The 21,950-nt window shown below is 72.5% G+C and carries 22 protein-coding genes; 21 read left to right on the forward strand and 1 reads right to left on the reverse strand.

Annotated elements, in window-relative coordinates:
• Positions 1-242: 242 nt before the first annotated feature.
• From rpsO to ACFQQJ_RS06200, 4 genes are all read left to right on the forward strand, one after another.
• Positions 243-506, forward strand: a complete 264-nt coding sequence (rpsO, locus tag ACFQQJ_RS06185) for a 30S ribosomal protein S15 (protein WP_377105117.1) — start codon at positions 243-245, stop codon at positions 504-506.
• A gap of 188 nt (positions 507-694) precedes the next feature.
• A complete protein-coding gene (locus tag ACFQQJ_RS06190) occupies positions 695-2,902 on the forward strand; it encodes a polyribonucleotide nucleotidyltransferase (protein ID WP_377105118.1) in 2,208 nt (735 codons plus the stop codon).
• Between the two features lie 301 nt (positions 2,903-3,203).
• Entirely contained in the window at positions 3,204-3,938 is a 735-nt protein-coding gene (dapB, locus tag ACFQQJ_RS06195; protein WP_377105119.1) for a 4-hydroxy-tetrahydrodipicolinate reductase, read from the forward strand.
• A gap of 2 nt (positions 3,939-3,940) precedes the next feature.
• Positions 3,941-4,630: a DUF2993 domain-containing protein gene (locus tag ACFQQJ_RS06200; RefSeq protein WP_377105120.1), complete on the forward strand. Its 690-nt coding sequence runs from the start codon at positions 3,941-3,943 to the stop codon at positions 4,628-4,630.
• A 5-nt stretch (positions 4,631-4,635) separates the two neighbouring features.
• On the opposite strand, the gene ACFQQJ_RS06205 is transcribed toward ACFQQJ_RS06200, so the two are convergent.
• Positions 4,636-5,166: a GNAT family N-acetyltransferase gene (locus ACFQQJ_RS06205; protein ID WP_377105121.1), complete on the reverse strand. Its 531-nt coding sequence runs from the start codon at positions 5,164-5,166 to the stop codon at positions 4,636-4,638.
• A gap of 80 nt (positions 5,167-5,246) precedes the next feature.
• On the opposite strand from ACFQQJ_RS06205, the gene ACFQQJ_RS06210 reads away from it, so the two are divergent.
• From ACFQQJ_RS06210 to ffh, 17 genes are all read left to right on the forward strand, one after another.
• Positions 5,247-6,929 carry a ribonuclease J gene (locus tag ACFQQJ_RS06210; RefSeq protein ID WP_377105122.1) on the forward strand — a complete coding sequence of 561 codons (1,683 nt, stop codon included), beginning with the start codon at positions 5,247-5,249 and terminating at the stop codon, positions 6,927-6,929.
• A 120-nt stretch (positions 6,930-7,049) separates the two neighbouring features.
• Entirely contained in the window at positions 7,050-7,235 is a 186-nt protein-coding gene (gene rpmB, locus ACFQQJ_RS06215) for a 50S ribosomal protein L28 (protein WP_294127552.1), read from the forward strand.
• Positions 7,236-7,353: 118 nt separating this feature from the next.
• Positions 7,354-7,806: a hypothetical protein gene (locus ACFQQJ_RS06220; RefSeq protein WP_377105123.1), complete on the forward strand. Its 453-nt coding sequence runs from the start codon at positions 7,354-7,356 to the stop codon at positions 7,804-7,806.
• Positions 7,807-7,900: 94 nt separating this feature from the next.
• Positions 7,901-10,084: an ATP-dependent DNA helicase RecG gene (locus ACFQQJ_RS06225; RefSeq protein WP_377105485.1), complete on the forward strand. Its 2,184-nt coding sequence runs from the start codon at positions 7,901-7,903 to the stop codon at positions 10,082-10,084.
• A 27-nt stretch (positions 10,085-10,111) separates the two neighbouring features.
• Positions 10,112-10,696, forward strand: coding sequence for an RsmD family RNA methyltransferase (locus ACFQQJ_RS06230; RefSeq protein ID WP_377105124.1), 585 nt, complete (start codon positions 10,112-10,114; stop codon positions 10,694-10,696).
• Positions 10,693-11,184 carry a pantetheine-phosphate adenylyltransferase gene (gene coaD, locus ACFQQJ_RS06235; RefSeq protein WP_377105125.1) on the forward strand — a complete coding sequence of 164 codons (492 nt, stop codon included), beginning with the start codon at positions 10,693-10,695 and terminating at the stop codon, positions 11,182-11,184. The genes ACFQQJ_RS06230 and coaD overlap by 4 nt, the downstream gene beginning before the upstream one ends.
• On the forward strand, positions 11,177-11,674 hold the full coding sequence (locus ACFQQJ_RS06240; RefSeq protein ID WP_377105126.1) for a hypothetical protein: 498 nt from the start codon (positions 11,177-11,179) through the stop codon (positions 11,672-11,674). The genes coaD and ACFQQJ_RS06240 overlap by 8 nt, the downstream gene beginning before the upstream one ends.
• Positions 11,675-11,777: 103 nt before the next feature.
• Entirely contained in the window at positions 11,778-12,338 is a 561-nt protein-coding gene (locus ACFQQJ_RS06245; protein WP_377105127.1) for a YceD family protein, read from the forward strand.
• 4 nt (positions 12,339-12,342) lie between these two features.
• A complete protein-coding gene (gene rpmF, locus ACFQQJ_RS06250) occupies positions 12,343-12,534 on the forward strand; it encodes a 50S ribosomal protein L32 (RefSeq protein ID WP_377105128.1) in 192 nt (63 codons plus the stop codon).
• Positions 12,483-13,304 carry a ribonuclease III gene (gene rnc, locus ACFQQJ_RS06255; protein WP_377105129.1) on the forward strand — a complete coding sequence of 274 codons (822 nt, stop codon included), beginning with the start codon at positions 12,483-12,485 and terminating at the stop codon, positions 13,302-13,304. Before rpmF ends, rnc begins: the two co-directional genes overlap by 52 nt.
• Positions 13,297-14,163, forward strand: coding sequence for a bifunctional DNA-formamidopyrimidine glycosylase/DNA-(apurinic or apyrimidinic site) lyase (mutM, locus tag ACFQQJ_RS06260; protein WP_377105130.1), 867 nt, complete (start codon positions 13,297-13,299; stop codon positions 14,161-14,163). The genes rnc and mutM overlap by 8 nt, the downstream gene beginning before the upstream one ends.
• 26 nt (positions 14,164-14,189) lie before the next feature.
• Positions 14,190-14,726 carry a GtrA family protein gene (locus tag ACFQQJ_RS06265; protein WP_377105487.1) on the forward strand — a complete coding sequence of 179 codons (537 nt, stop codon included), beginning with the start codon at positions 14,190-14,192 and terminating at the stop codon, positions 14,724-14,726.
• A gap of 7 nt (positions 14,727-14,733) precedes the next feature.
• The gene (gene smc / locus ACFQQJ_RS06270) at positions 14,734-18,294 is read left to right on the forward strand and encodes a chromosome segregation protein SMC (RefSeq protein ID WP_377105131.1); all 3,561 of its coding nucleotides are present in this window, start codon (positions 14,734-14,736) and stop codon (positions 18,292-18,294) included.
• Positions 18,295-18,372: 78 nt separating this feature from the next.
• On the forward strand, positions 18,373-18,642 hold the full coding sequence (locus tag ACFQQJ_RS06275; RefSeq protein WP_377105132.1) for a hypothetical protein: 270 nt from the start codon (positions 18,373-18,375) through the stop codon (positions 18,640-18,642).
• A gap of 63 nt (positions 18,643-18,705) precedes the next feature.
• Positions 18,706-19,812 carry a signal recognition particle-docking protein FtsY gene (gene ftsY / locus ACFQQJ_RS06280; RefSeq protein WP_377105489.1) on the forward strand — a complete coding sequence of 369 codons (1,107 nt, stop codon included), beginning with the start codon at positions 18,706-18,708 and terminating at the stop codon, positions 19,810-19,812.
• Complete coding sequence (locus ACFQQJ_RS06285; protein WP_377105134.1) at positions 19,812-20,303, forward strand: GNAT family N-acetyltransferase; 492 nt, start codon at positions 19,812-19,814, stop codon at positions 20,301-20,303. Before ftsY ends, ACFQQJ_RS06285 begins: the two co-directional genes overlap by 1 nt.
• Positions 20,304-20,378: 75 nt before the next feature.
• Positions 20,379-21,941, forward strand: coding sequence for a signal recognition particle protein (gene ffh / locus ACFQQJ_RS06290; protein WP_377105135.1), 1,563 nt, complete (start codon positions 20,379-20,381; stop codon positions 21,939-21,941).
• Positions 21,942-21,950 lie beyond the last annotated feature (9 nt).

Here is a 21,950-nt window from a genome sequence, read left to right on the forward strand (position 1 = left end):
GAACCTGCGCACTCGTCGGTAGCGTAGTGGTCAGAAGTACCGATGGACGCCCGTGCCCGCGCGGGTCGCACCCGGCCCGCAGCGGCTGATTCGCGCCCGCGAGGCGGCACCGGTAGACTGCTTCCGCCGTCACGACGGCCGCGGACGCCCAAGAGCTCCCGACGATCCTCGAATCCGATCATCGTGCCACCTCGGCAGGGAGCGCCGCGCAACGGGAAACCGAGAGGAGAGCAGCTCGAGCAATGGACGCTGACACCAAGAAGAAGATCATCGAAGAGTACGCGGTCGCCCCGGGTGACACCGGTTCGCCGGACGTCCAGATCGCGCTGCTCACCAAGCGGATCGCGCACCTGACCGAGCACCTCAAGGAGCACAAGGGAGACCACCACAGCCGTCGTGGCCTGATGCTCCTGGTCGGCCAGCGCCGCCGCCTGCTCAACTACGTGATGAAGAACGACGTTGAGCACTACCGTTCGCTGATCGCGCGCCTCGGCCTGCGTCGGTGACACCTGCTTCATGACCAGCCGGTGACGGGGAAGCCCGTCACCGGCTGGTCGTGCAATACAACCCAAGAAGAGCCCACGGACCTGGTTTGGTCCTCGGTAGTGACTTTCGGGCAGCCGGACGCCGGCCTCCCGCGAGCCTCGATCGAAGACCGGGCGAGGCCGGCGGGTACAACCGAAAGGAACCCCGAATGGAAGGTCCTGACCTTCGTTTCACCGAGGCCGTGATCGACAACGGCGCGCTCGGCAGGCACGTCGTCCGCTTCGAGTCCGGCCTCCTGGCCAAGCAGGCCAGCGGCAGCGCCGCGGTCTACCTCGACGGCGACACCATGCTGCTGTCGGCGACCACCGCGGCCAAGAACCCGCGCGACGCCATCGACTTCTTCCCGCTGACCGTGGACGTGGAGGAGCGGATGTACGCCGCCGGCCGCATCCCCGGCTCGTTCTTCCGCCGCGAGGGCCGCCCGTCCGAGGGCGCGATCCTCGCCGCACGCCTCACCGACCGCCCGCTGCGTCCCTGCTTCGTGAAGGGGCTGCGCAACGAGGTGCAGGTCGTCATCACCGTGATGGCGCTGAACCCGAACGTCCGCTACGACGTGCTGGCGATCAACGCCGGCTCCGCGTCCACCACCCTGGCGGGCCTGCCGTTCTCCGGCCCGGTCGGCGGCCTCCGGGTCGCGCTGATCGGCGACAAGTGGGTCGGCTTCCCGACCGTGGAGCAGTCCGCGGACGCCACCTTCGAGATGGCGATCGCCGGCCGCGTCCTGCCCGACGGCGACGTCGCGATCATGATGGTCGAGGCCGAGTCCACCGAGGCCACCTGGGACCTCGTCCGCTCCGGCCGCACCGCTCCGACCGAGGACGTCGTGGCGCAGGGCATGGAGGCTGCCAAGCCGTTCATCAAGGCCCTGTGCGACGCGCAGGCCGAGCTGGCCGCGATGCTGCCCAAGCCCGTCCAGCAGTTCCCGGTGTTCCTGGACTACCAGCCCGACGTGTACGAGGCCGTCGCGGCCGCCGGCACCGACCGGCTGAAGGCCGTGATGAGCATCGCGGGCAAGGCCGAGCGTGAGACCTCCACCGAGGAGCTGCTCGCCGAGCTGCAGTCCGAGCTCGGGCCGCGCTTCCCGGAGCGCGACAAGGAGATCACCGGTGCCTTCCGCGCGCTGACCAAGAAGGTCGTGCGGCACAAGACGCTGACCGAGCAGGTCCGCATCGACGGTCGTGGCGTCCGCGACATCCGCACCCTGTCCGCCGAGGTCGGCGTGCTCCCGCGCGTGCACGGCTCGGCGCTGTTCCAGCGTGGCGAGACCCAGATTCTGGGCGTCTCCACCCTGAACATGCTCGACATGGAGCAGAAGCTCGACACGCTCTCCCCGGAGACCACCAAGCGGTACATGCACAACTACAACTTCCCGCCGTACTCCACCGGTGAGACCGGCCGGGTCGGCTCGCCGAAGCGGCGCGAGATCGGCCACGGCGCGCTCGCCGAGCGGGCCCTGGTCCCGGTGCTGCCGAAGCGGGACGAGTTCCCCTACGCGATCCGCCAGGTGTCCGAGGCGCTGGGCTCGAACGGCTCGACGTCCATGGGTTCGGTGTGTGCGTCCACGCTGGCGCTGCTGAACGCCGGCGTCCCGCTGAAGTCCCCGGTCGCGGGCATCGCGATGGGCCTGATGAGCGAGGAGATCGACGGTGAGACGCGCTACATCGCGCTGACCGACATCCTCGGCGCGGAGGACGCCCTGGGCGACATGGACTTCAAAGTGGCCGGCACGAAGGACTTCGTGACCGCCCTCCAGCTGGACACCAAGCTCAACGGCATCCCGTCCGAGGTGCTCGCGGGTGCGCTGCAGCAGGCCCGTGAGGCCCGCCACGCCATCCTCGAGGTGATGGCCGAGGCCATCGACACCCCCGACGAGATGAGCCCCTACGCTCCGCGGATCATCACCATCCGGATCCCGGTCGACAAGATCGGCGAGGTCATCGGCCCCAAGGGCAAGATGATCAACCAGATCCAGGACGACACCGGCGCGAACATCTCGATCGAGGACGACGGCACCATCTACATCGGTGCCGACAACGGCGAGGCCGCCGAGGCCGCGCGCACCCTGATCAACGCCATCGCCAACCCGACGATGCCGGAGAAGGGCGAGCGCTACCTGGGCACCGTGGTGAAGATCATGCCGTTCGGCGCGTTCATCTCCCTGCTGCCCGGCAAGGACGGCCTGCTGCACATCTCCAAGCTGCGTCCGCTCGCCGGCGGCGCCCGCGTGGAGAACGTGGAGGACGTCGTCAGCGTCGGCCAGAAGATCCAGGTGGAGATCTCCGAGATCGACGACAAGGGCAAGCTGTCGCTGATCCCGGTCGTCGAGGAGGCTGCCGCGGCGCCCGCCGAGGCCTGAGTCCCGCGTCACCGGCGGAGCCGGCGTCCCCCTGGGGGCGCCGGCTCCTGCCGTCTCCGGACCACTCCGCCCGCCCGCGCATCCGCCCCGGCTGATCGTCGATGGCGGCTTCGCTCTCGCGCCGGGCCTCCGTCGGGCGTCCTGACGCACGCCGAGGGCGTCCCCGTCGTCGCTTCGCCACGTGGGATCCACGATGCGTGGCGCCGGCTGGGTGGACGGTGGGCGAAGCGGTGGGACCGTGGGGTGGGGGTGCCGTGACGGAGGCGCCCGTAGGATGGGCGGGCCGAGGAAAGGGAGCAGCATGCGCGTTGCGGTGTTCGGGGCCGGTGGACGGATGGGGGCGGAGGTCTGCCGTGCGGTGGAGGCCGCGGACGATCTCGAACTGGTCGCAGCGGTGGACGCCGGGGACGACCGGTCGACCGTCGAGGCCGCGGACGTCGTGGTGGACTTCACGGTCCCGGACGCGGTGATGAACAACGTCGCCTGGTGCGTCGAACGTGGCATCCACATGGTCGTCGGCACGACGGGGTTCACGCAGGAGCGGCTCGACCGCGTGCGTGAGCTGACCGCGGCGCGTCCCGGTGTGGGCGTGCTCGTCGCGCCGAACTTCTCGATCGGCGCGGTGCTGATGATGCACTTCGCCGAGCAGGCGGCCCGCTTCTTCGAGTCCGCGGAGATCATCGAACTGCACCACCCGAACAAGGTGGACGCACCGTCGGGGACGGCCCAGGCGACCGCCACCCGGATCGGACGGGCGCGCGCGGAGGCGGGACTGGGGCCGGTCCCGGACGCGACGACGTCCGGCCTCCCGGGTGCCCGCGGGGCGAAGGTCGCCGGGATCCACGTGCACGGGGTACGCCTGCGCGGACTCATCGCCCACCAGGAGGTGCTGTTCGGGGCGGAGGGGGAGACCCTGACGATCCGCCACGACTCCCTCGACCGGGCGGGCTTCATGCCGGGCGTGCTCGCCGCCGTCCGCGCCGTCGGGGGGCTGCCCGGCCTCACCGTCGGCATCGACCGCCTGCTGGGGTTGTAGGCGTGCGCAGGGGCCTCCTGGTCGGGCTGGTCGTGCTGGCCGTCCTCGGGGTCGGCGGGTACGTGGCCGACGCCGCCGTGCGGGGCCGCGTCGAGTCCGAGGCGGCCTCTGCGCTCCGAACGCGGCTGTCCCTCGACCAGGCACCCCAGGTCTCCCTCGGCGGGTTCCCGTTCACGCTCGCGCTCCTGACCGGCACGGTCCCGGACGCGAGGGCGACCGCGGCCCAGGTGCCCCTCGAGGTGGGGACGTCCCGGGTGAGCCTCAGCGGCGTCCGCGTGCAGGCGAGCGGGATCAGCCTCGCCGGCGACACCGTCCGCGTGGCGCGGGCCGAGGCCACCGGCGTCCTGGACTACGGCGACCTCTCCGCGATCATCGGCGTGCCGGTGGCCTACGCAGGGGACGGGCGCATCACGGCCACCTACACCGTCGACGCGGGGCCGCAGGACGTGAGCGTCGGCATCACCGCGCTGCCCGTCCTCGACACCGACGCGGGGACCATCCGGCTCACCGAGCCCGAGCAGGACGCGTCGAGCCGGAACACGATCCGGCTGTCCAGGGCGCAACTGGCCCGGGTGGCAGCGCCGATCCCCGTCGGGCTCGGGAACGGCGCCCGCCTGGTGTCCTTCGCACCGTCGGACGGCGGCGTGGCCGTCGCCGCTGTGGTCACCGGGGTGTCGCTGCCCGTGGCCTGAGTCCGTCAGATCGCGGTGTGCAGGCGCAACAGCTTGAGCCGTGGCCCGTCGTCGCCGAGCGCCACCTCCGTGTGTGCGCCGTCGGCGTCCCACCCGGCCTCCACGAGGAACTGGCGTAGTACATCGTCGTACGAACGCACCCACCACGTCGCCCGCGTGAAGCCGTCGGCGCGCAGGGTGTCGACCACGGCGTTCAGCAGGCGGGAGCCGTGTCCCTGCCGTTGCGCGACCGGGTCGACCTCGAACTCGGCGACGAGGGCGTCCGCGCCCGCCTCGGCGTCCGGGTCGTCGGACGGGCCGAGGGCGGCGAACCCGACCACGCGGTCGGAGCCGACCGCGACCAGCACCCGGAACTGCGCCAGCGGGGGACGCCGGATGGCGGCCTCCCAGCTGTCGGTCATGGAGGCGAGGTCGACCGCCGACAGCACCGCTTCTGCGACGTCGGGGGGCAGCGACCGTGTCCAGGCCCGCCGCTGCAGGGCGGCGATCGCCGCGGCTTCCCCGGGCAGGGCGAGACGGACGGAGTCGGCGAGCATGGGGGTCACTGTACCCAGCAGCCGGACCACCCCGGGGTGCCGACGAGCGCGATCGCGGCCCGGCGGGCTAGGTTGGGCGCGTGCGAGAGAGCCTGAAGAACCCACCCCGGCTGGCCAGGGACACGCTGCGGATCACGCCGCTGGGCGGTCACGGCAACATCGGCCGCAACATGAGCTCGTTCGAGATCAACGGCGAACTGCTCTTCATCGACTGCGGTGTGCTGTTCCCCTCCGAGGAGCACCCCGGCGTCGACCTGATCCTGCCGGGCCTCCACCTGGTGGAGGACCGCCTCGACCAGGTGCGCGCGCTCGTCCTCACCCACGGCCACGAGGACCACATCGGCGCCGTCCCGTACCTGCTGCGCCGGCGCAGCGACATCCCGGTGCTCGGCTCGCGGCTGACGCTCGCGCTGGTGCGCGAGAAGCTGCGCGAGCACCGCATCCGCGACGTCGACCTGCGCGTCGTGGCCGAGGGTGACCGGCTGACCATCGGCGAGTTCGACCTGGAGTTCCTCTCGGTCAACCACTCCATCCCCGACGGGCTGGCCGTGGTGATGCGCACCCGTGGCGGCTCTGTGCTGCACACCGGCGACTTCAAGATGGACCAGCTGCCGCTCGACGGCCGGCTCACCGACCTGCGCGGGTTCGCCCGCCTCGGCGAGGAGGGCCTCGACCTGTTCATGCCCGACTCCACCAATGCCGAGACCCCGGGCTTCACCACCCACGAGCGCGACATCCAGCCGGCCATGGAGCGCGTGTTCGCGGAGGCGAAGCAGAAGCTGATCGTCACGTGCTTCGCGTCCCACGTGCACCGCGTGCAGCAGGTGATGGACGCCGCCGTCCGCCACGGCCGCAAAGTGGTCTACGTCGGCCGCTCCATGCAACGGAACATGAGCGTGGCCAGGGAACTGGGTTACCTCCACGTCCCGGAGAACACGCTGATCGACCTCAAGCAGATCGAGAACTACCGCGACGACGAGGTGGTGATCATCTCCACCGGTTCCCAGGGGGAGCCGCTGAGCGCGCTGTCGCGCATCTCCAACCACGAGCACCCGGTGATCACGGCAGGGCCCGGCGACGTCGTGCTGCTCGCGTCCTCGCTGATCCCGGGCAACGAGAACTCGGTGTACCGGGTGATCAACGGGCTGTCCCGCAACGGGGTCACGGTGGTGCACAAGGGCAACGCCATGGTGCACGTGTCCGGTCACGCCAGCGCGGGGGAGCTGCTCTACTGCTACAACCTGCTCAAGCCGCGCAACGTGCTGCCGGTCCACGGCGAGGTGCGCCACCTGATCGCGAACGCCCAGCTCGCTGTGGCCACCGGGGTCCCGGCCGACCGCGCGCTCGCGGTGGAGGACGGCGCCGTCATCGACCTGGCCAACGGTCGCGCCCGGTTGGTGGGACAGCTCGACTGCGGCTACATCTTCGTCGACGGGCTCACCGAGGGGGAGATCGGCGACACCGAGCTGACCGACCGGAAGATCCTCGGTGAGGAGGGATTCATCTCCGTCGTGGCCGTGGTGAACTTCCACGCCAACACCCTCGTCAGCGGCCCCGACATCCACGCGCGCGGGTTCGCCGACGACGACCAGGTGTTCGACGACATCCGTCCCGAGCTGGTGCAGGTGATCGAGAAGGCGCTCGCCGACGGGGTGGAGGACACCTTCCAGTTGCAGCAACTCGTCCGGCGGACGATCGGGCGCTGGGTGAACAACAACTTCCGTCGCCGGCCGATGATCCTGCCGATCGTGGTGGCCAGCTGACGAGGAGCCGATTCGCGCCCACGCCCGCGCGTCGGGTATCGTAGGCAGGTCCCCGCTTCGGGGGCCCTGTGCCTGCGCGTGCTGGACGCGCCATTTCGCTAGACAACGAGGAGTACTCCGGTGGCTGCCGTCTGTGACATCTGCGCCAAGGGGCCCGGCTTCGGGCACAACGTGCCGTGGTCGAAGAAGAAGACCAACCGGCGCTGGAACCCGAACATCCAGCGGGTCCGCGCGGTCGTCAACGGCACCCCCAAGCGCCTCAACGTGTGCACCTCCTGCCTGAAGGCCGGCCGGGTCACCCGCTGACCGCACCCGAAGGAGAGACCCGCTGCGGCGGGTCTCTTCGCATGTCCGGGGCCGGGAGAACGCTCCTGATCGTCGCCTCGCCCCCCGCGGGTGGGTGCCGGTGTGCCAGCATGACGGCGTGACCAGGACCCCCGACCCCGACTTCCTCGGCTGGGCGCCCGACCTCCCGTTGTCCTGGGCGCCTGCGGAGGGCCCCGGCGTCGAGCCACCCCTACCTGAGACGGTGCGCGTCGACGAACCGGCCCGCGTGCCCGGCGTGGCCGGCCTCGCACCCGCCCCCCACGCACCCCACCCTTCGGCGGTACCTCGTCCTGCGGCGCCTCGGCCGGCGACCCCGCGCCCGGCGGCACCCCCTCCGGTGGAGGCGGTCCCTGCGAGGCGGACGCCGCGCACCCGGGCGGCCTCCCGCCTGCTCGGGCCCACCCTGCTGGCCTTCGTGCTGGCGCTCGGGTTCACCCTGACGACCCTGTTCGCGTCCGAGGCTGCGGGCGGGTCGACGGCGCAGTTCTTCGTCGGTGCAGCGGTCACGGTGTTCCTCGCCCGCCTGGCCTGGAGCATGCTCCCGCGGTAGCCGGCGGGGGCGGACGTGTCGGCGTCCGCGGTGTCGGGGCCAGCGCCTAGGCTGTGGCACCGTGGAGGCGGGACTGGGTGGCTGGCGCACGGCGATGTACGCGCAGCTGCACGCGCCGTTGGGCCCGGTCGTGGGAGAGCGGACGGCGAAGGAGTTCGCGTCCCTGCGCATCCACACCGTCGGCGACCTGCTGAGGTTCATCCCGCGGCGCTACCTGTCCGGCACCGACCTCACCGACCTGGCCACCCTCAGCGAGGGCGAGCACGTCGCCGTGATCGCCCGGGTGGCCGACATCCGCCGGCACGAGGGCCACGGCCAGCCCGGACGGTCCGCACGCCCGGGACGGCTCGAGGTTCTGCTCAGCGACGGCCACGGGCGGCTCACGGCCACCTTCTTCGGCAAGACCCACCTGCTCACGTGGTGGGAACGCCAGCTCCGCGAGGGCGTCGCCGGCGTGTTCGTCGGCAAGGTGGGCAGCTTCCGCGGCAACCTCCAGATGAGCCACCCGGTCTTCGCGATGATGGACGGATCAGGCCGGATCGTCGCCACCTCCGAGGAGAAGGAGCGGATCGCCACCCTGGCCACGGGCGGACTGGTGGGCCTGTACCCGGCCACGGCCAGGCTGCCGACCTGGAAGGTCGCCGAGTGCGCCCGGCTGGCGCTGGCGGCGCTGGCCGGGGTGGACGACCCGTGGCCGGCCTGGCTGCGCGAAAGGGCGGGCGTCCTCGACCTGCCGACGGCCCTCGCCGCCGTCCACGAGCCCGCGAGCCTGGCCGAGGCCGGGCGTGGCGCCGAGCGCCTCCGGTTCGACGAGGCGCTGGCCACCCAGCTGACGATGGCCTACCGCCGCGCGGACGCGGCCAACCGGCCCGCCGTACCCCGCGTCCCGGTGCCGGGGGGCCTGCTCGACGCCTTCGACGAGCGGCTGCCCTTCCGGCTCACCGACGGCCAGTCCTCGGTGAGCGCAGCGATCCAGTCCGACCTGGCGCGCTCGCGGCCCATGCAGCGGCTGCTCCAGGGCGAGGTCGGCTCCGGCAAGACGGTCGTGGCGCTCCGCGCGATGCTCACGGTGGTCGACGCCGGCGGCCAGGCGGCGCTGCTCGCGCCGACGGAGGTGCTCGCGTCCCAGCACTACCAGACGATCCGCGCGCTGCTGGGCGACCTCGGCCAGGGGCGCATGCTCGGCGCACCCGACGTGGCCACCGACGTGGTCCTGCTCACCGGCTCGCTGTCGGCCGCAGCCAAGAGGACGGCGCTGCTGCGTGCAGCCAGCGGCGAGGCGGGGATCGTGATCGGCACCCACGCGCTGCTGTCCGACCGCGTGCAGTTCGCCGACCTGGGCCTGATCGTCGTCGACGAGCAGCACCGGTTCGGCGTCGAGCAGCGCGCCGTCCTGGCCGACAAGGCCGCCGGGCGCCCGCACGTCCTCGTGCTCACGGCGACGCCGATCCCGCGCTCGGTGGCGATGACGATCTTCGGCGACCTCGACGTCTCCACGCTCGCCGAACTGCCCTCTGGCAGGGCAGAGGTGAGCACGGTGGTCGTGGACGCTGCCAGCCGCCCCCAGTGGGTGGACCGGGCCTGGGAGCGCGTGCGCGAGGAGGTGTCCACCGGGCGCCAGGTGTTCGTCGTCGTGCCGCGGATCGGTGGCCGTGGGGGGTCGTCGGCCGACGGTGCCGGCGTGGTCGAGCTCGCCGACGAGTTGCGCTCCGGACCGCTGGCCGGCCTGCGGGTCGGCGTCCTGCACGGGCAGCTGCCCACAGAGGCCAAGGACGAGGCCATGGGGGCCTTCGTCGCCGGTGCGCTCGACGTGCTGGTCGCGACCACGGTCATCGAGGTGGGCGTCGACGTGCCGAACGCCTCGATGATGGTCATCTGGGACGCGGACAAGTTCGGCATCTCCCAGCTCCACCAGCTGCGCGGGCGCATCGGCCGCGGCGCCCACCCCGGCGTGTGCCTGCTGGTCACGCGCGTGCCGGCCGGCGAGCCGGCCCGCGACCGGCTGGACGTCGTGGCCGGCACGCGCGACGGCTTCGAGCTGGCAGAGCTCGACCTCGAGCAGCGGCGCGAGGGCGACGTCCTCGGCGCCAGCCAGGCGGGCAGCAGGTCCAGCCTGCGACTGCTGCGGGTGCTCGAGCACGCCGACCTCATCGCCCAGGCGCGCGACCTGGCCGCGGAGTGCGTGGCCCGCGACCCGGGGGCGGCCACGCCCGGGTTCGCCGACGCGATCCGGGCCACGGAGCTGCTCGCCTCGCCGGACTGGCTCGAGCGCAACTGACAGCCGCGTCTCGAATACCCTGAACCGGTGACGAGGATCATCGCCGGTTCCGCGGGGGGACGCCGCCTGCGCACGCCCGCGCACTCGGCGACGCGTCCGACGACCGACCGGGTGCGCGAGGCGGCCTTCTCGCTGGTCGGCGACTGGGCGGGCACGCTGGGCGAGCCGGCCGAACGCATGCTGGAGGGGCTGTCGTTCCTCGACCTGTACGCCGGCTCCGGGGCCGTGGCCCTGGAGGCGGCCAGCCGCGGCGCCCGTCCGGTGTGGGCGGTGGAGAGCGACGCCGGCACCGCCCGGATCGCCCGTGGCAACGCCACCGCCACCGGGCTGCCCGTGACCGTCGTGGCCACCACGGTGGAGAAGGCCCTCGGCGCGCCGCCCCCGGCCCGCTTCGACGTGGTGTGGGCCGACCCGCCCTATGACCTTCCCGGGGAGCGCCTGGCTCCCGTGCTCGCAGCGGTCCAGGAGCGATGGCTCGCCACCGACGGGCTGCTGGTAGTCGAACGGGCCACTCGAGACCTCGCGCCCGTCTGGCCGCGGGAACTGTCCGAGCGCTGGGATCGGCGTTACGGTGAGACGACGTTGTACTTCGCCGGAAGGTCCCCCGCATGATCGCGATCTGCCCAGGGTCGTTCGACCCGGTCACCCACGGGCACCTCGACATCATCACGCGCGCCGCCGCGCTGTTCGAGTCGGTCGTGGTCGCCGTGGGCCGGAACTCGGCCAAGAACTACCTGTTCAGCACCGAGGAGCGCCTCGAGCTGGTGCGGGCCACGACGGCCCACCTGCCCACCGTGAGCGTGGAGGCGCTGGACGGGCTCCTGGTCGAGTTCGCGCGACGGCACGGTGCCGGGGTACTGGTGAAGGGCATCCGGTTCGCCTCCGACGTCGACTTCGAGCTGCAGATGGCCCACATCAACGCCGTCGTCGGTCCGGTCGAGACCGTGATGTTGCCCGCGTCGCCGGTCTGGTCCACGCTGTCCTCCACGATGGTGCGCGAGGTCGCCTCCTACGGTGGGGACGTCTCCGCCTTCGTGCCGGACGTGGTCGCCCGGCGCATCCGCCAGAAGACCCAGGGAATGGAGCAGGCCAATGGTTGAGCGCACGAGGGAAGTGCTCCAGCAACTCCGCCAGCTCGTCGAGGGCGCCAAGTCCGTGCCCATGTCGGCGTCGTGCATGGTGAACCGCACCGAGGCGCTGAGCCTGATCGACCAGGCCACCCAGGCCCTCGACAGCGACGTCGGCGAGGCGCAGCGGGTCACCGCGACCTCCCTGGAGACGCTGGAGCGGGCGCAGGCGGAGGCCGCGCAGATCATCGCGTCCGCGGAGGAGCGTGCGCAGTTCCTGGCCGGCCAGACCCCGGTGATGGAGATCGCCCGCAAGAAGGCCGCCCAGCTGGAGGCGAGGGCCCTGGCCGACGCCGAGGCGCTGCGCCGCGAGGCCGACGCCTACGTGGACGCCCGGATCGCCTCCTTCGAGGCCGGGCTGCACAAGACGATGTCCCAGGTGCGCACGATGCGCGACCGACTGGCGAGCAGGTCCTCCCTCGACGACACCTCCACCCAGGCCCTGCCGCGCCTCCAGCTGTGACTCCGCCGGGGGCCGCGACCGGCGTTTTGGTGCCCGGTCCGGCCGCACGGTAGAGTTCTGCGTTGGTTATGACGCTGTCGTGCCGCTGCTGAAGGGATCCATCGTGCCTCCCCGTCTGCCTGACCCCCGATCCGGGCTCGTCCTGGACACTCACGAACTGAGTCGGAGGGCAGGGACGCTGAAGGAGGTCACGCGGGTCGCGGAGGCTCCGGCGGATCTCGGCATCGAAGTAATCGGGGTGCCACCCGGCTCACCCGTCGACCTCAGCCTCCGGCTGGAGTCGGTGGTGGAGGGGGTCCTGGTCACCGGTACCGCCAAGGTCCGGCTGTCGGGGAACTGCGCACGCTGCCTGGACGAGATCTCCCGTACCGAGGAGGTCGACCTCCAGGAGCTGTTCTGTTACCCGGGCAAGGAGCTCGACGATGCCGAGGCCTTGCGCATCGAGGGCGAGATGATCGACCTCGAGCCCGTCCTGCGGGACGCGGTGGTGCTCGACCTGCCGTTCACGCCTCTGTGCCGCCCGGACTGTGCCGGGTTGTGCCCCGACTGCGGGGCCAACCTGAACCGCGACCCGGACCACGGCCACGCCGAACCCACCGATCCCCGGTGGGCCGGGCTCGAGGGGTGGACGGAACCGACGAACGAACCGAACAACAAGGAGTAACGCCGTGGCCGTTCCCAAGCGGAGAATGTCCCGCGCCAACACGCGGGCCCGCCGTTCCCAGTGGAAGACCTCCGCGCCGACCCTGGTGACCTGCGCCAACGCGGCGTGCGGTGCGAAGCACCTGCCGCACACCGCCTGCCCCGAGTGCGGCCAGTACGGCCCGCGCGCCGCTCGTCGGCAGATCCTCGAGCCCTGACGCCGGGTCCGGCCACGACCGGCACCGACGCGGCCCCTGGCCGCACCCTCGAGCTGATCGAGCAGCTGGGGATCGACCTCGATCCCCAGCTCTTTCGGCTTGCCGTCACCCACCGCTCGTACGCGTACGAGAACGGCGGGCTGCCGCACAACGAGCGGCTCGAGTTCCTGGGTGACGCCGTCCTCGGCGTGGTCGTCACCGAGTTCCTCTACCGGCGGTTCCCCGACCTCCCCGAGGGCCGCCTTGCCAAGCTGCGCGCGGCCGTCGTGAACGCCCAGAGCCTCGCCGACGTGGCCCGTTCGCTCGACCTCGGCAGCCAGATCCTGCTGGGCAAGGGCGAGATCGCCACCGGCGGCAGCGACAAGTCCTCGATCCTCGCCGACGCGTTCGAGGCGTTCCTCGGCGCGGTCCTGATCTCCGCCGGCCGCGACGCCGCCGACCGGCTGGTGCACCACCTGTTCGACCCGCTCGTGCTCGAGGCGGCTGCCCTCGGCGCCGGCCTGGACTGGAAGACCAGCCTCCAGGAGCTGGCCGCGGAGAGCGACCTCGGCTCGCCGAGCTACCGGGTGACCGAGTCCGGCCCCGACCACGACAAGCGCTTCGAGGCGGTCGCCATCGTCGGCAACCAGGCCTACCCGGCAGGCACGGGGACCTCGAAGAAGCAGGCGGAGCAGGGCGCGGCCCGCAACGCCTTCGAGGGCCTCACCGGCCAGGACTCCACGGCCGCGGAGCCCGCCGGCACGGCGCGCGCCGGACAGGGTGATGCCTGAGCTTCCCGAGGTGGAGGTGGTCCGCTCCGGGCTGGACGCGGCCGTGACCGGGCGCACCCTCGCCGGGGTCACCGTCCTCCATCCGCGCCCGGTCCGTCGCCATCCTGGTGGCCCGGACGACTTCGCCGCATCCCTCGTCGGCCGGACGTTCGCCGAGCCGCGCCGTCGCGGCAAGTACCTGTGGCTGCCGTTCACCGACGGGGACGCCCTGATGGCCCACCTGGGCATGAGCGGTCAGTTCCGCCTGGACGACCCGGGCGCCCCCCACCCGCCGCAGTGCCGGCTGGAGTTCCGTTTCACCGACGGCGGCCCCGAACTGCGTTTCGCCGACCAGCGGATGTTCGGCGGCCTGTGGATCAGCCGCGGGGGAGCAGAGCTGCCCGCGGAGGTGGCCCACATCGCGCGCGACCTCTTCGATCCCGAGCTCGACCTCGCCACCGTGGTGGCCGCCGTCCGCCGGCGGCGCTCGGGCATCAAGCGGGTGCTGCTGAACCAGACGGTGGTGTCGGGGATCGGCAACATCTACGCCGACGAGTCGCTGTGGCGGGCCCGCCTGCACTACGACACCCCTGCCGACCGGCTGTCGCCGGCCCGGGTGCGGGAGCTGCTCACCGCGGCCAGGGACGTGATGGGCGACGCGCTCGCGGAGGGCGGGACCTCCTTCGACGCGCTCTACGTGAACGTGAACGGCAGCTCGGGCTACTTCGAGCGGTCGCTGTCCGCCTACGGGCGCGAGGGGCTGCCGTGCCCGCGCTGCGGGCGCGCCATCGTCCGGGAGCCGTTCATGAACCGCTCCAGCTACCGCTGCCCCGCCTGCCAGCGGCGTCCGCGTCCCCCGGCCGGCGCCGCCGGACGGTAATGTTCGCACTCGTGACCCCCGCCGACATGTACAGCCGCTACGGGCACGTGCTGCGCCAGTTCGTGAAGTTCGGGCTGGTCGGCGGCGCGGGCGTCGTGGTGAACATGCTGGTGGCCATCGCGATGAACAAGGCCAACGGCGGCACCGTGAACGCGCAGCGGGTGATCCTGTCGTTCCCGGGCACCCCGTACAACCTGCGCTACACCACGCTGGTGTGGATCGTGGCCTTCCTCGTCGCGAACGTGTTCAACTTCCAGCTGAACCGCTCGTGGACCTTCCGGCACACCCAGAAGGCCCCGTGGCTGCGGGAGTTCTGGCCGTTCCTCGCTGTCGGCAGCGCCGCGGCCCTGGCGGGCATCTTCATCAAGATCGGCTTCACCAACCCGACCTCGCCGTTCTACCTCCCCGAGCCCTGGTTCCACGAGAACGCCGGTCTCCAGTCGCGGGAGTACTGGGCGCAGCTGCTCACGATCCTGATCACGATGCCGCTGAACTTCGTGGTGAACAAGCTGTGGACGTTCCGCCACGTCCGCAACAAGCACGCCACCACCATCGACGCCTGAGCCGCCCATGTACCTGAAGAGCCTGACGCTGCGCGGCTTCAAGTCGTTCGCCTCGACCACGACGATGGTCTTCGAGCCGGGCATCACGTGTGTGGTCGGCCCCAACGGCTCGGGCAAGTCCAACGTCGTGGACGCCCTCGCCTGGGTGATGGGCGAGCAGGGCGCCAAGACCCTGCGCGGCGGCAAGATGGAGGACGTCATCTTCGCCGGCACGTCCGGCCGCGCCCCGCTGGGACGCGCGGAGGTCGTGCTCACCATCGACAACTCCGACGGCGCCCTGCCGATCGACTACACAGAGGTGACGATCAGCCGGACGATGTTCCGCGCGGGCGGCTCGGAGTACGCGATCAACGGTTCCCCGGCCCGCCTGCTCGACGTGCAAGACCTGCTCAGCGACTCCGGCATCGGCCGCGAGATGCACGTGATCGTCGGCCAGGGCCAGCTCGACTCGATCCTCCAGGCGACACCCGAGGTGCGGCGCGGCTTCATCGAGGAGGCCGCGGGCGTCCTGAAGCACCGCAAGCGCAAGGAGAAGGCTGAGCGGAAGCTCGAGGCGACCGCGGTCAACCTCAACCGGCTCAGCGACCTCCTGGGCGAGATCCGCCGCCAGCTCAAGCCGCTGGGACGCCAGGCCGAGGTGGCCCGCAAGGCCGCGGTCATCCAGGCCGACCTGCGGGACGCGCGGGCACGGCTGCTCGCCGACGAACTGGTGGGCCTCACCGGCCGGCTGGAGGTGGAGCTCGCGGCCGAGGCGGAGCTCAAGCAGCGGCGCCTGCGCCTGGAGGAGGATCTCACCAGGGCGCGCGCGCAGGAGCAGGAGGCCGAGGCCGCCGCGCGCGACGCGCTGCCCCGGCTGACCACAGCGCAGGAGACGTGGTACGCCCTCGCCGGGCTGGCCGAACGTGTCGCCAGCACGTCCTCGATCGCCGCGGAGCGGCTGCGCAACGCGCAGAACGTCGGCACGGAGGACCGCCCCGGCCGTGACCCGGAGGCCATCGAGCGCGAGGCGGCCGAGGTCCGGCGTGCGGAGGAGGCCCTCCAGGCGGAGGTGGCGGCGAAAGCCGACGCGCTGGCCGCGGCCACGCAGGCGCGCAACGCCGCAGAGGCACTGCACGCCGAGGCGGAGAAGCAGTACGCGGCGCAGCAGCGGGCGATCGCCGACCGGAGGGAGGGCCTCGCCCGGCTCTCGGGCGAGGTCAACACCTTGCGCAGCAGGGCCGAGGCCGCGGCCGCGGAGATCGGCCGGCTGTCCGCCGCCCGTTCGGAGGCAGAGGAGCGCGCGGAGGACGCCCGCCACCGGTTCGCGTCCCTGGAGACGACCCTCGCCGGCCTGAGCGCGGGGGAGAGCGGCCTGGACGCTGCGTACGAGGCGGCGGAGGCGGACGCCGAGGAGGCCGCCGCGTCCCTGGAGCGCCTCCAGGACGCCGAACGCGCCGCCGCGGCGGAGCGTGGCGCCGCGGCCGCCCGCGCGGAGGCGCTGGCGCTCGGGCTGGAACGCAGGGACGGCTCGGCCGCGCTGCTCGCCGCCGGCGACCGGCTGGACGGCCTGCTCGGCTCCGTTGCGGCGCTGATCAGCGTCCCCTCCGGCGCGGAGGTGGCCATCGCCGCGGCGCTGGGCTCTGCGGCCGACGCGGTCGCGGTGACCGGGCTGGACGCGGCCGTCGCGGCCTTCGACCACCTGAAGGCGGAGGACCTCGGCCGGGCGGGGCTGCTGCTGGGCGGGGACGCCGGTCCCGACACCACCGCCTGGCCAGAACTGCCGGGCGCCGCGCGCTACGCGTCCCGCATGATCGAGTGCGCGCCCGCCCTGCGTCCGGCGATCGAGCGGCTGCTGTTCAAGGTGGCGGTCGTCGACGACCTCGCCGAGGGACGGCGCCTGGTCGCCGACCTGCCAGAGGTGACCGCGGTCACCCTCGACGGCGACGTGCTCAGCGCGTGGTTCGCCGCCGGCGGCTCGTCGTCCGCCCCGTCGCTGCTGGAGGTGCAGGCCGCCCTCGACGAGGCGAACCAGCGGCTGGGGGCCGCGCAGGCCGAGACCGAGCGGCTGCGGTTCGCGATCGCCGAGGCGCAGGCGGTGCTCGCCGCGGCCCGCGAGCGCTCGGACGCCGCGCTGGCGCGACTGCACGAGTCGGACGCCGAGCACGCCGCGCTGGCGGAGGAGGCCGGGGAGCTCAACCAGACCGTCCGTGCGGCGCAGGCGGAGGCCGGCCGGCTGGCCGCGGCGGCCGAGAACGCCGCCACCGCGCGCGAGCAGGCGCTGGCGAACCTCGGCGAGCTGGAGGCGCGGCTGGAGCTGGCGTCCGCGCAGACCGAGGTCAGCGAGGCCGACCCGACCGAGCGCGACCGGCTCGCGGAGGCGGCGCGCGGCGCCCGCTCCGCAGAGATGGACGCACGCCTGGCGCTGCGCACCGTGGAGGAGCGCGCCCGTGCCCTCGCCGGGAGGGCGGAGAGCCTGCTGCGGGCAGCGGAGGCCGAGCGTGCGGCCAGGGCCAAGGCCGCGGCCCGGCGCGAACAGCTGCGCAGGGAGGCGGAGGTGGCAGCAGCCGTCCAGGCCGCCGCGGAGTGGCTCGCCGGGCAGGTGGCGGCGTCCCGCGCCCTGGCGGAGGCCGAACGGACGCTCGCCCAGCAACGCCGCAACGAGGCCGAGGCGGACCTGTCGGCGGCCCGGCAGCGGGGCCGCGAGCTCGCGCGCTCGTTCGAGGGCCTGGTCGACAGCGTCCACGCCGACGAACTGGCGCGCGCCCAGCAGCAGATGAAGATCGAGGCACTGGCGGAGCGGGCCCTCGCGGAACTCGGGCTGGAGCCGGAGTCGTTGGTGGCCGAGTACGGCCCCGACCAGCCGGTGCCGGTGCTCGTCGGCCCCGACGGCGCGCCGCTCGGCCCCGACGACCCGCGGCCGGAACCGGTGCCCTACGTGCGCGCCGAGCAGGAGAAGCGGCTGCGCGCAGCGGAGCGCGACCTCGCCGTGCTGGGCAAGGTCAACCCGCTGGCGCTGGAGGAGTTCGACGCGTTGAGCGAGCGGCACACCTTCCTCGCCGAGCAGCTGGCAGACCTGCGCAAGACCCGCGACGACCTCACCGACATCATCGCCGACGTCGACGCGCGGGTGCAGGAGGTGTTCGCTGCCGCCTACGCCGACGTCGAGAAGGCCTTCGAGGATGCGTTCGCGCGCCTGTTCCCCGGCGGCGAGGGACGCCTCGTGCTCACCGAGCCCGGCCAGTGGCTGACCACCGGCGTGGAGGTGGAGGCGCGCCCGCCCGGCAAGAAGGTGAAGCGGCTCTCGCTGCTGTCCGGCGGCGAACGCTCGCTGGTGGCGGTGGCGTTCCTCGTCGCGCTGTTCAAGGCCCGGCCCAGCCCGTTCTACATCCTCGACGAGGTCGAGGCCGCCCTCGACGACACCAACCTCGGTCGGCTGCTGGAGATCTACGAGGAGTTGCGCGCCGACAGCCAGCTGCTGGTGATCACCCACCAGAAGCGGACGATGGAGATCGCGGACGCCCTGTACGGCGTGACGATGCGGGCGGACGGCGTCTCCGCGGTCATCAGCCAGCGACTGAAGGAAGACTGAGAGGGCCCGCAGCAAAGGCTGAGAGCCGGATTTCCTCAGGCATACTGACAAAGGAAGTCCCGTGTCGGAAGGCGAGCTGTGACCTACTGGATCATCACCGTGGCGATCGTCGCGATAGCGCTGTGCGTCATCGCGGTCGTGGCCGTGGGGATGCGGGGCAGCCTCGCCGACCGTGCGCCCGACGTCGCGAACGTCCTGGCCAATACGGCGCGCCACCTGAACGGCGACGCAGAGCCGCCGCAGGCGCTGGTCGACTTCTTCGGTGAGATCCCGCGCAGCGCCGCGTCCGCCCGGAGCGCCATGTCGGCGCGCAGCGCGCCCTCGGCCTCGGAGCCGCCCACCCGCTGACGCCGTCGGCGCGGCCCGCCCCGGGTTGCCTACCATGACCCGGTGGAGATCTTCTGGTACCTCATGGCCGCGGTCGGCCTCGTCCTGCTCGTCGCCGCGGTCACCATCGTCGTCGGACGCCGCAGGGCGTTGCCGCCCGCTCCTCCCGGGGCGGAGCTCCCCGCAGCGCCCGAGCCGGTAGCACCCGCGCCCGCGGCGCCCGCTCCCGCGCCGGCCCCCGAGGAGCCCGGGCTGGAGGCCCCCGAGCCTCCGGCGTCCCGGCTCACCCGGCTGCGCCGCCGGCTGAGCGCGAGCAACAACCCGTTCGCCCGCGGCCTGCTCGGCCTGCTGGCCGCCGACCGGCTGGACGCGGAGGCGTGGGAGGACCTCGAGGCGACCCTGATCACGGCCGACCTCGGCGTGGGCCCCACCGACGAACTGATCACGGCCCTGCGCCGCGAGCTGTCGATCGACGCGGTCTCCGACCCGGCCCGCGCCCGGTCGGTGCTGCGGAGCGAGCTCGTGCGGCTCGTCGGGACCGATGCCGACCGGTCGCTGCGGGTCACCGGCGCGGACGGGCTGCCGGGGGTGGTCCTCGTCGTCGGCGTCAACGGCACCGGCAAGACCACCACCATCGGCAAGCTGGCCCGGGTGCTCGTCGCCGAGGGCCACTCGGTGGTGCTCGCCGCTGCCGACACGTTCCGGGCCGCGGCCGCGGACCAGCTCCAGACGTGGGGCTCGCGGGTCGGCGTCCCCGTCGTGCGCGGGCCGGAGGGCGGCGACCCGGCCTCCGTGGCGTTCGACGCCGTGGAGGCCGGCATCAGCGGGGGCGCGGACGTCGTGGTGGTCGACACCGCCGGCCGCCTGCACACCAAGACCGGCCTGATGGACGAGCTGGGCAAGATCAAGCGGGTGATCGAGCGCAAGGCGCCGGTCACCGAGGTACTGCTGGTGATCGACGCCACCACCGGGCAGAACGGGCTGGCCCAGGCCCGCGTCTTCGCCGAGGTCGTGGACGTCACCGGCATCGTGTTGTCCAAGCTCGACGGCTCGGCCAAGGGCGGCATCGTCGTGCCGGTGCAGCGCGAGCTGGGCGTTCCGGTGAAGCTGATCGGCCTGGGCGAGGGCCCCGACGACCTGGCGCCGTTCGACGCAGAGGGCTTCGTCGACGCGCTGCTCGCGGAGTCCTGATGCGGATCCGCCCGGCGCGCCCTGCGGACCTGCCGGCCTTGCTGGAGATCTACAACGACGCCGTGGTGCACACCACCGCGTCCTGGGACCTCCTGCCCTGGACGCCGGTCGAGCACGCCGAGTGGTACGCCACCAAGGCCGGGCACGGCCACCCCGTGCTGGTCGCGGACGAGGACGGCGAGGTGGTCGGCTACGCGGCGTACGGGCCGTTCCGTGCGAAGGCGGGCTACGCCGCCACGATGGAGCACAGCGTGTACGTGCGCCCCGCCGACCAGGGGCGGGGGATCGGGCGGGCGCTGCTCGAGGCCGTCGTCGCGGCGGCGCGGGCGAACGGCGTCCACGCCCTGATCGGCGGGCTGAGCGCAGACAACGAGGCCTCTGTGGGCCTGCACCGCTCGCTCGGCTTCGTCGAGGTGGGACGGCTGCCGCAGGTGGGACGCAAGTTCGACCGCTGGCTCGACCTCGTGCTCGTCCAGCTGATCCTCGACTGAGCGGCGCCGCGCGCGCCGGGGGAGCGCCGGAGCTCCCGGTAGGATGTCCCGAGTCACCGACCGTGAGGTAGAGCCTTGTTCGACACCCTCTCCGACCGCCTGTCCGCCGCGTTCCGCGGGCTGCGCGGCAAGACCCGGCTGAGCGACGCCGACATCGACGCCACCGCCCGCGAGATCCGCCTGGCCCTGCTCGAGGCCGACGTCAACCTCACCGTGGTCAAGGAGTTCATCGCCGCCGTGCGCGAGCGCGCCCACGGCGCCGAGATCCACGCGGCCCTGAACCCCGCGCAGCAGATCGTCAAGATCGTCAACGAGGAGCTCATCGGCATCCTCGGCGGCCAGGCGCGGCCGCTGCGCTACGCCAAGCGCCCGCCGACCGTGATCATGCTCGCCGGCCTCCAGGGTTCCGGCAAGACGACGCTGGCCGGCAAGCTCGGCAAGTGGCTCAAGGACCAGGGCCACTCGCCGCTGCTCGTTGCCGCAGACCTGCAGCGACCCAACGCCGTCACCCAGCTCCAGGTCGTCGGCGAGCGGGCAGGCGTCCACGTGTTCGCCCCCGAACCCGGCAACGGCGTCGGCGACCCCGTGCTGGTCGCGCGCAACTCGATCCTCCAGGCGATGAGCAAGCTCTACGACGTCGTCATCGTCGACACCGCCGGCCGCCTCGGCGTGGACGCGGAGATGATGCAGCAGGCCGTGGACATCCGCGACGCGGTGAACCCGACCGAGATCCTGTTCGTCGTCGACGCCATGATCGGCCAGGACGCGGTGAACACCGCCCAGGCGTTCGCCGAGGGCGTGGGCTTCGACGGCGTCGTGCTCTCCAAGCTCGACGGCGACGCCCGCGGTGGCGCTGCGCTGTCGATCGCCCGGGTCACCGGCAGGCCGATCATGTTCGCCTCCAACGGCGAGGGCCTGGGCGACTTCGACGCGTTCCACCCCGACCGGATGGCCAGCCGCATCCTCGGCATGGGCGACCTGCTGACGCTGATCGAGCAGGCGGAGAAGACCTTCGACGCCGAGCAGTCGGCCAAGGCTGCCCAGAAGCTGATCGCGGGCAAGGGCGAGTTCGGCCTCGACGACTTCCTCCAGCAGATGCAGGCCGTTCGGCGGATGGGCCCGCTGTCCAAGATCCTGGGCATGATGCCCGGGATGGGCCAGATGAAGGACCAGATCAACAATATCGACGAGCGTGAGATCGACCGGATCGAGGCGATCATCTACTCGATGACCCCTGCCGAGCGCGCCAACCCGAAGATCCTCGACGGCTCGCGCCGCGCCCGCATCGCGTCCGGCTCCGGCACGAAGGTGTCCGACGTGAACTCCCTGGTGAACCGCTTCTTCGAGGCCCGCAAGATGATGCAGAGCCTGGCCGGCGGCGGGATGCCGGGGATGCCGGGGGCGCGGCGTCCCGCGCCGAAGCAGCAGGCCAAGAAGAAGAAGGGCACCCACAAGGTGTCCGGCAACCCGGCCCGGCGCTCCGGCGGCCCGGCCGCCCCGGCCGCGGCGACGCCGCCGCCGGCGGTCTTCGGACAGCAGGTGCCCAGCGACGCCGACCTGGCGAAGGCCGTCGGGGAGTTCCAGCTGCCGCCGGAGCTGCAGCAGCTGTTCAACCCCAAGAACACCGGCCCGCGCTGACGAGCCGGG

Source organism: Propionicimonas sp. T2.31MG-18, assembly GCF_964266745.1.
Taxonomy (GTDB): domain Bacteria; phylum Actinomycetota; class Actinomycetes; order Propionibacteriales; family Propionibacteriaceae; genus Propionicimonas.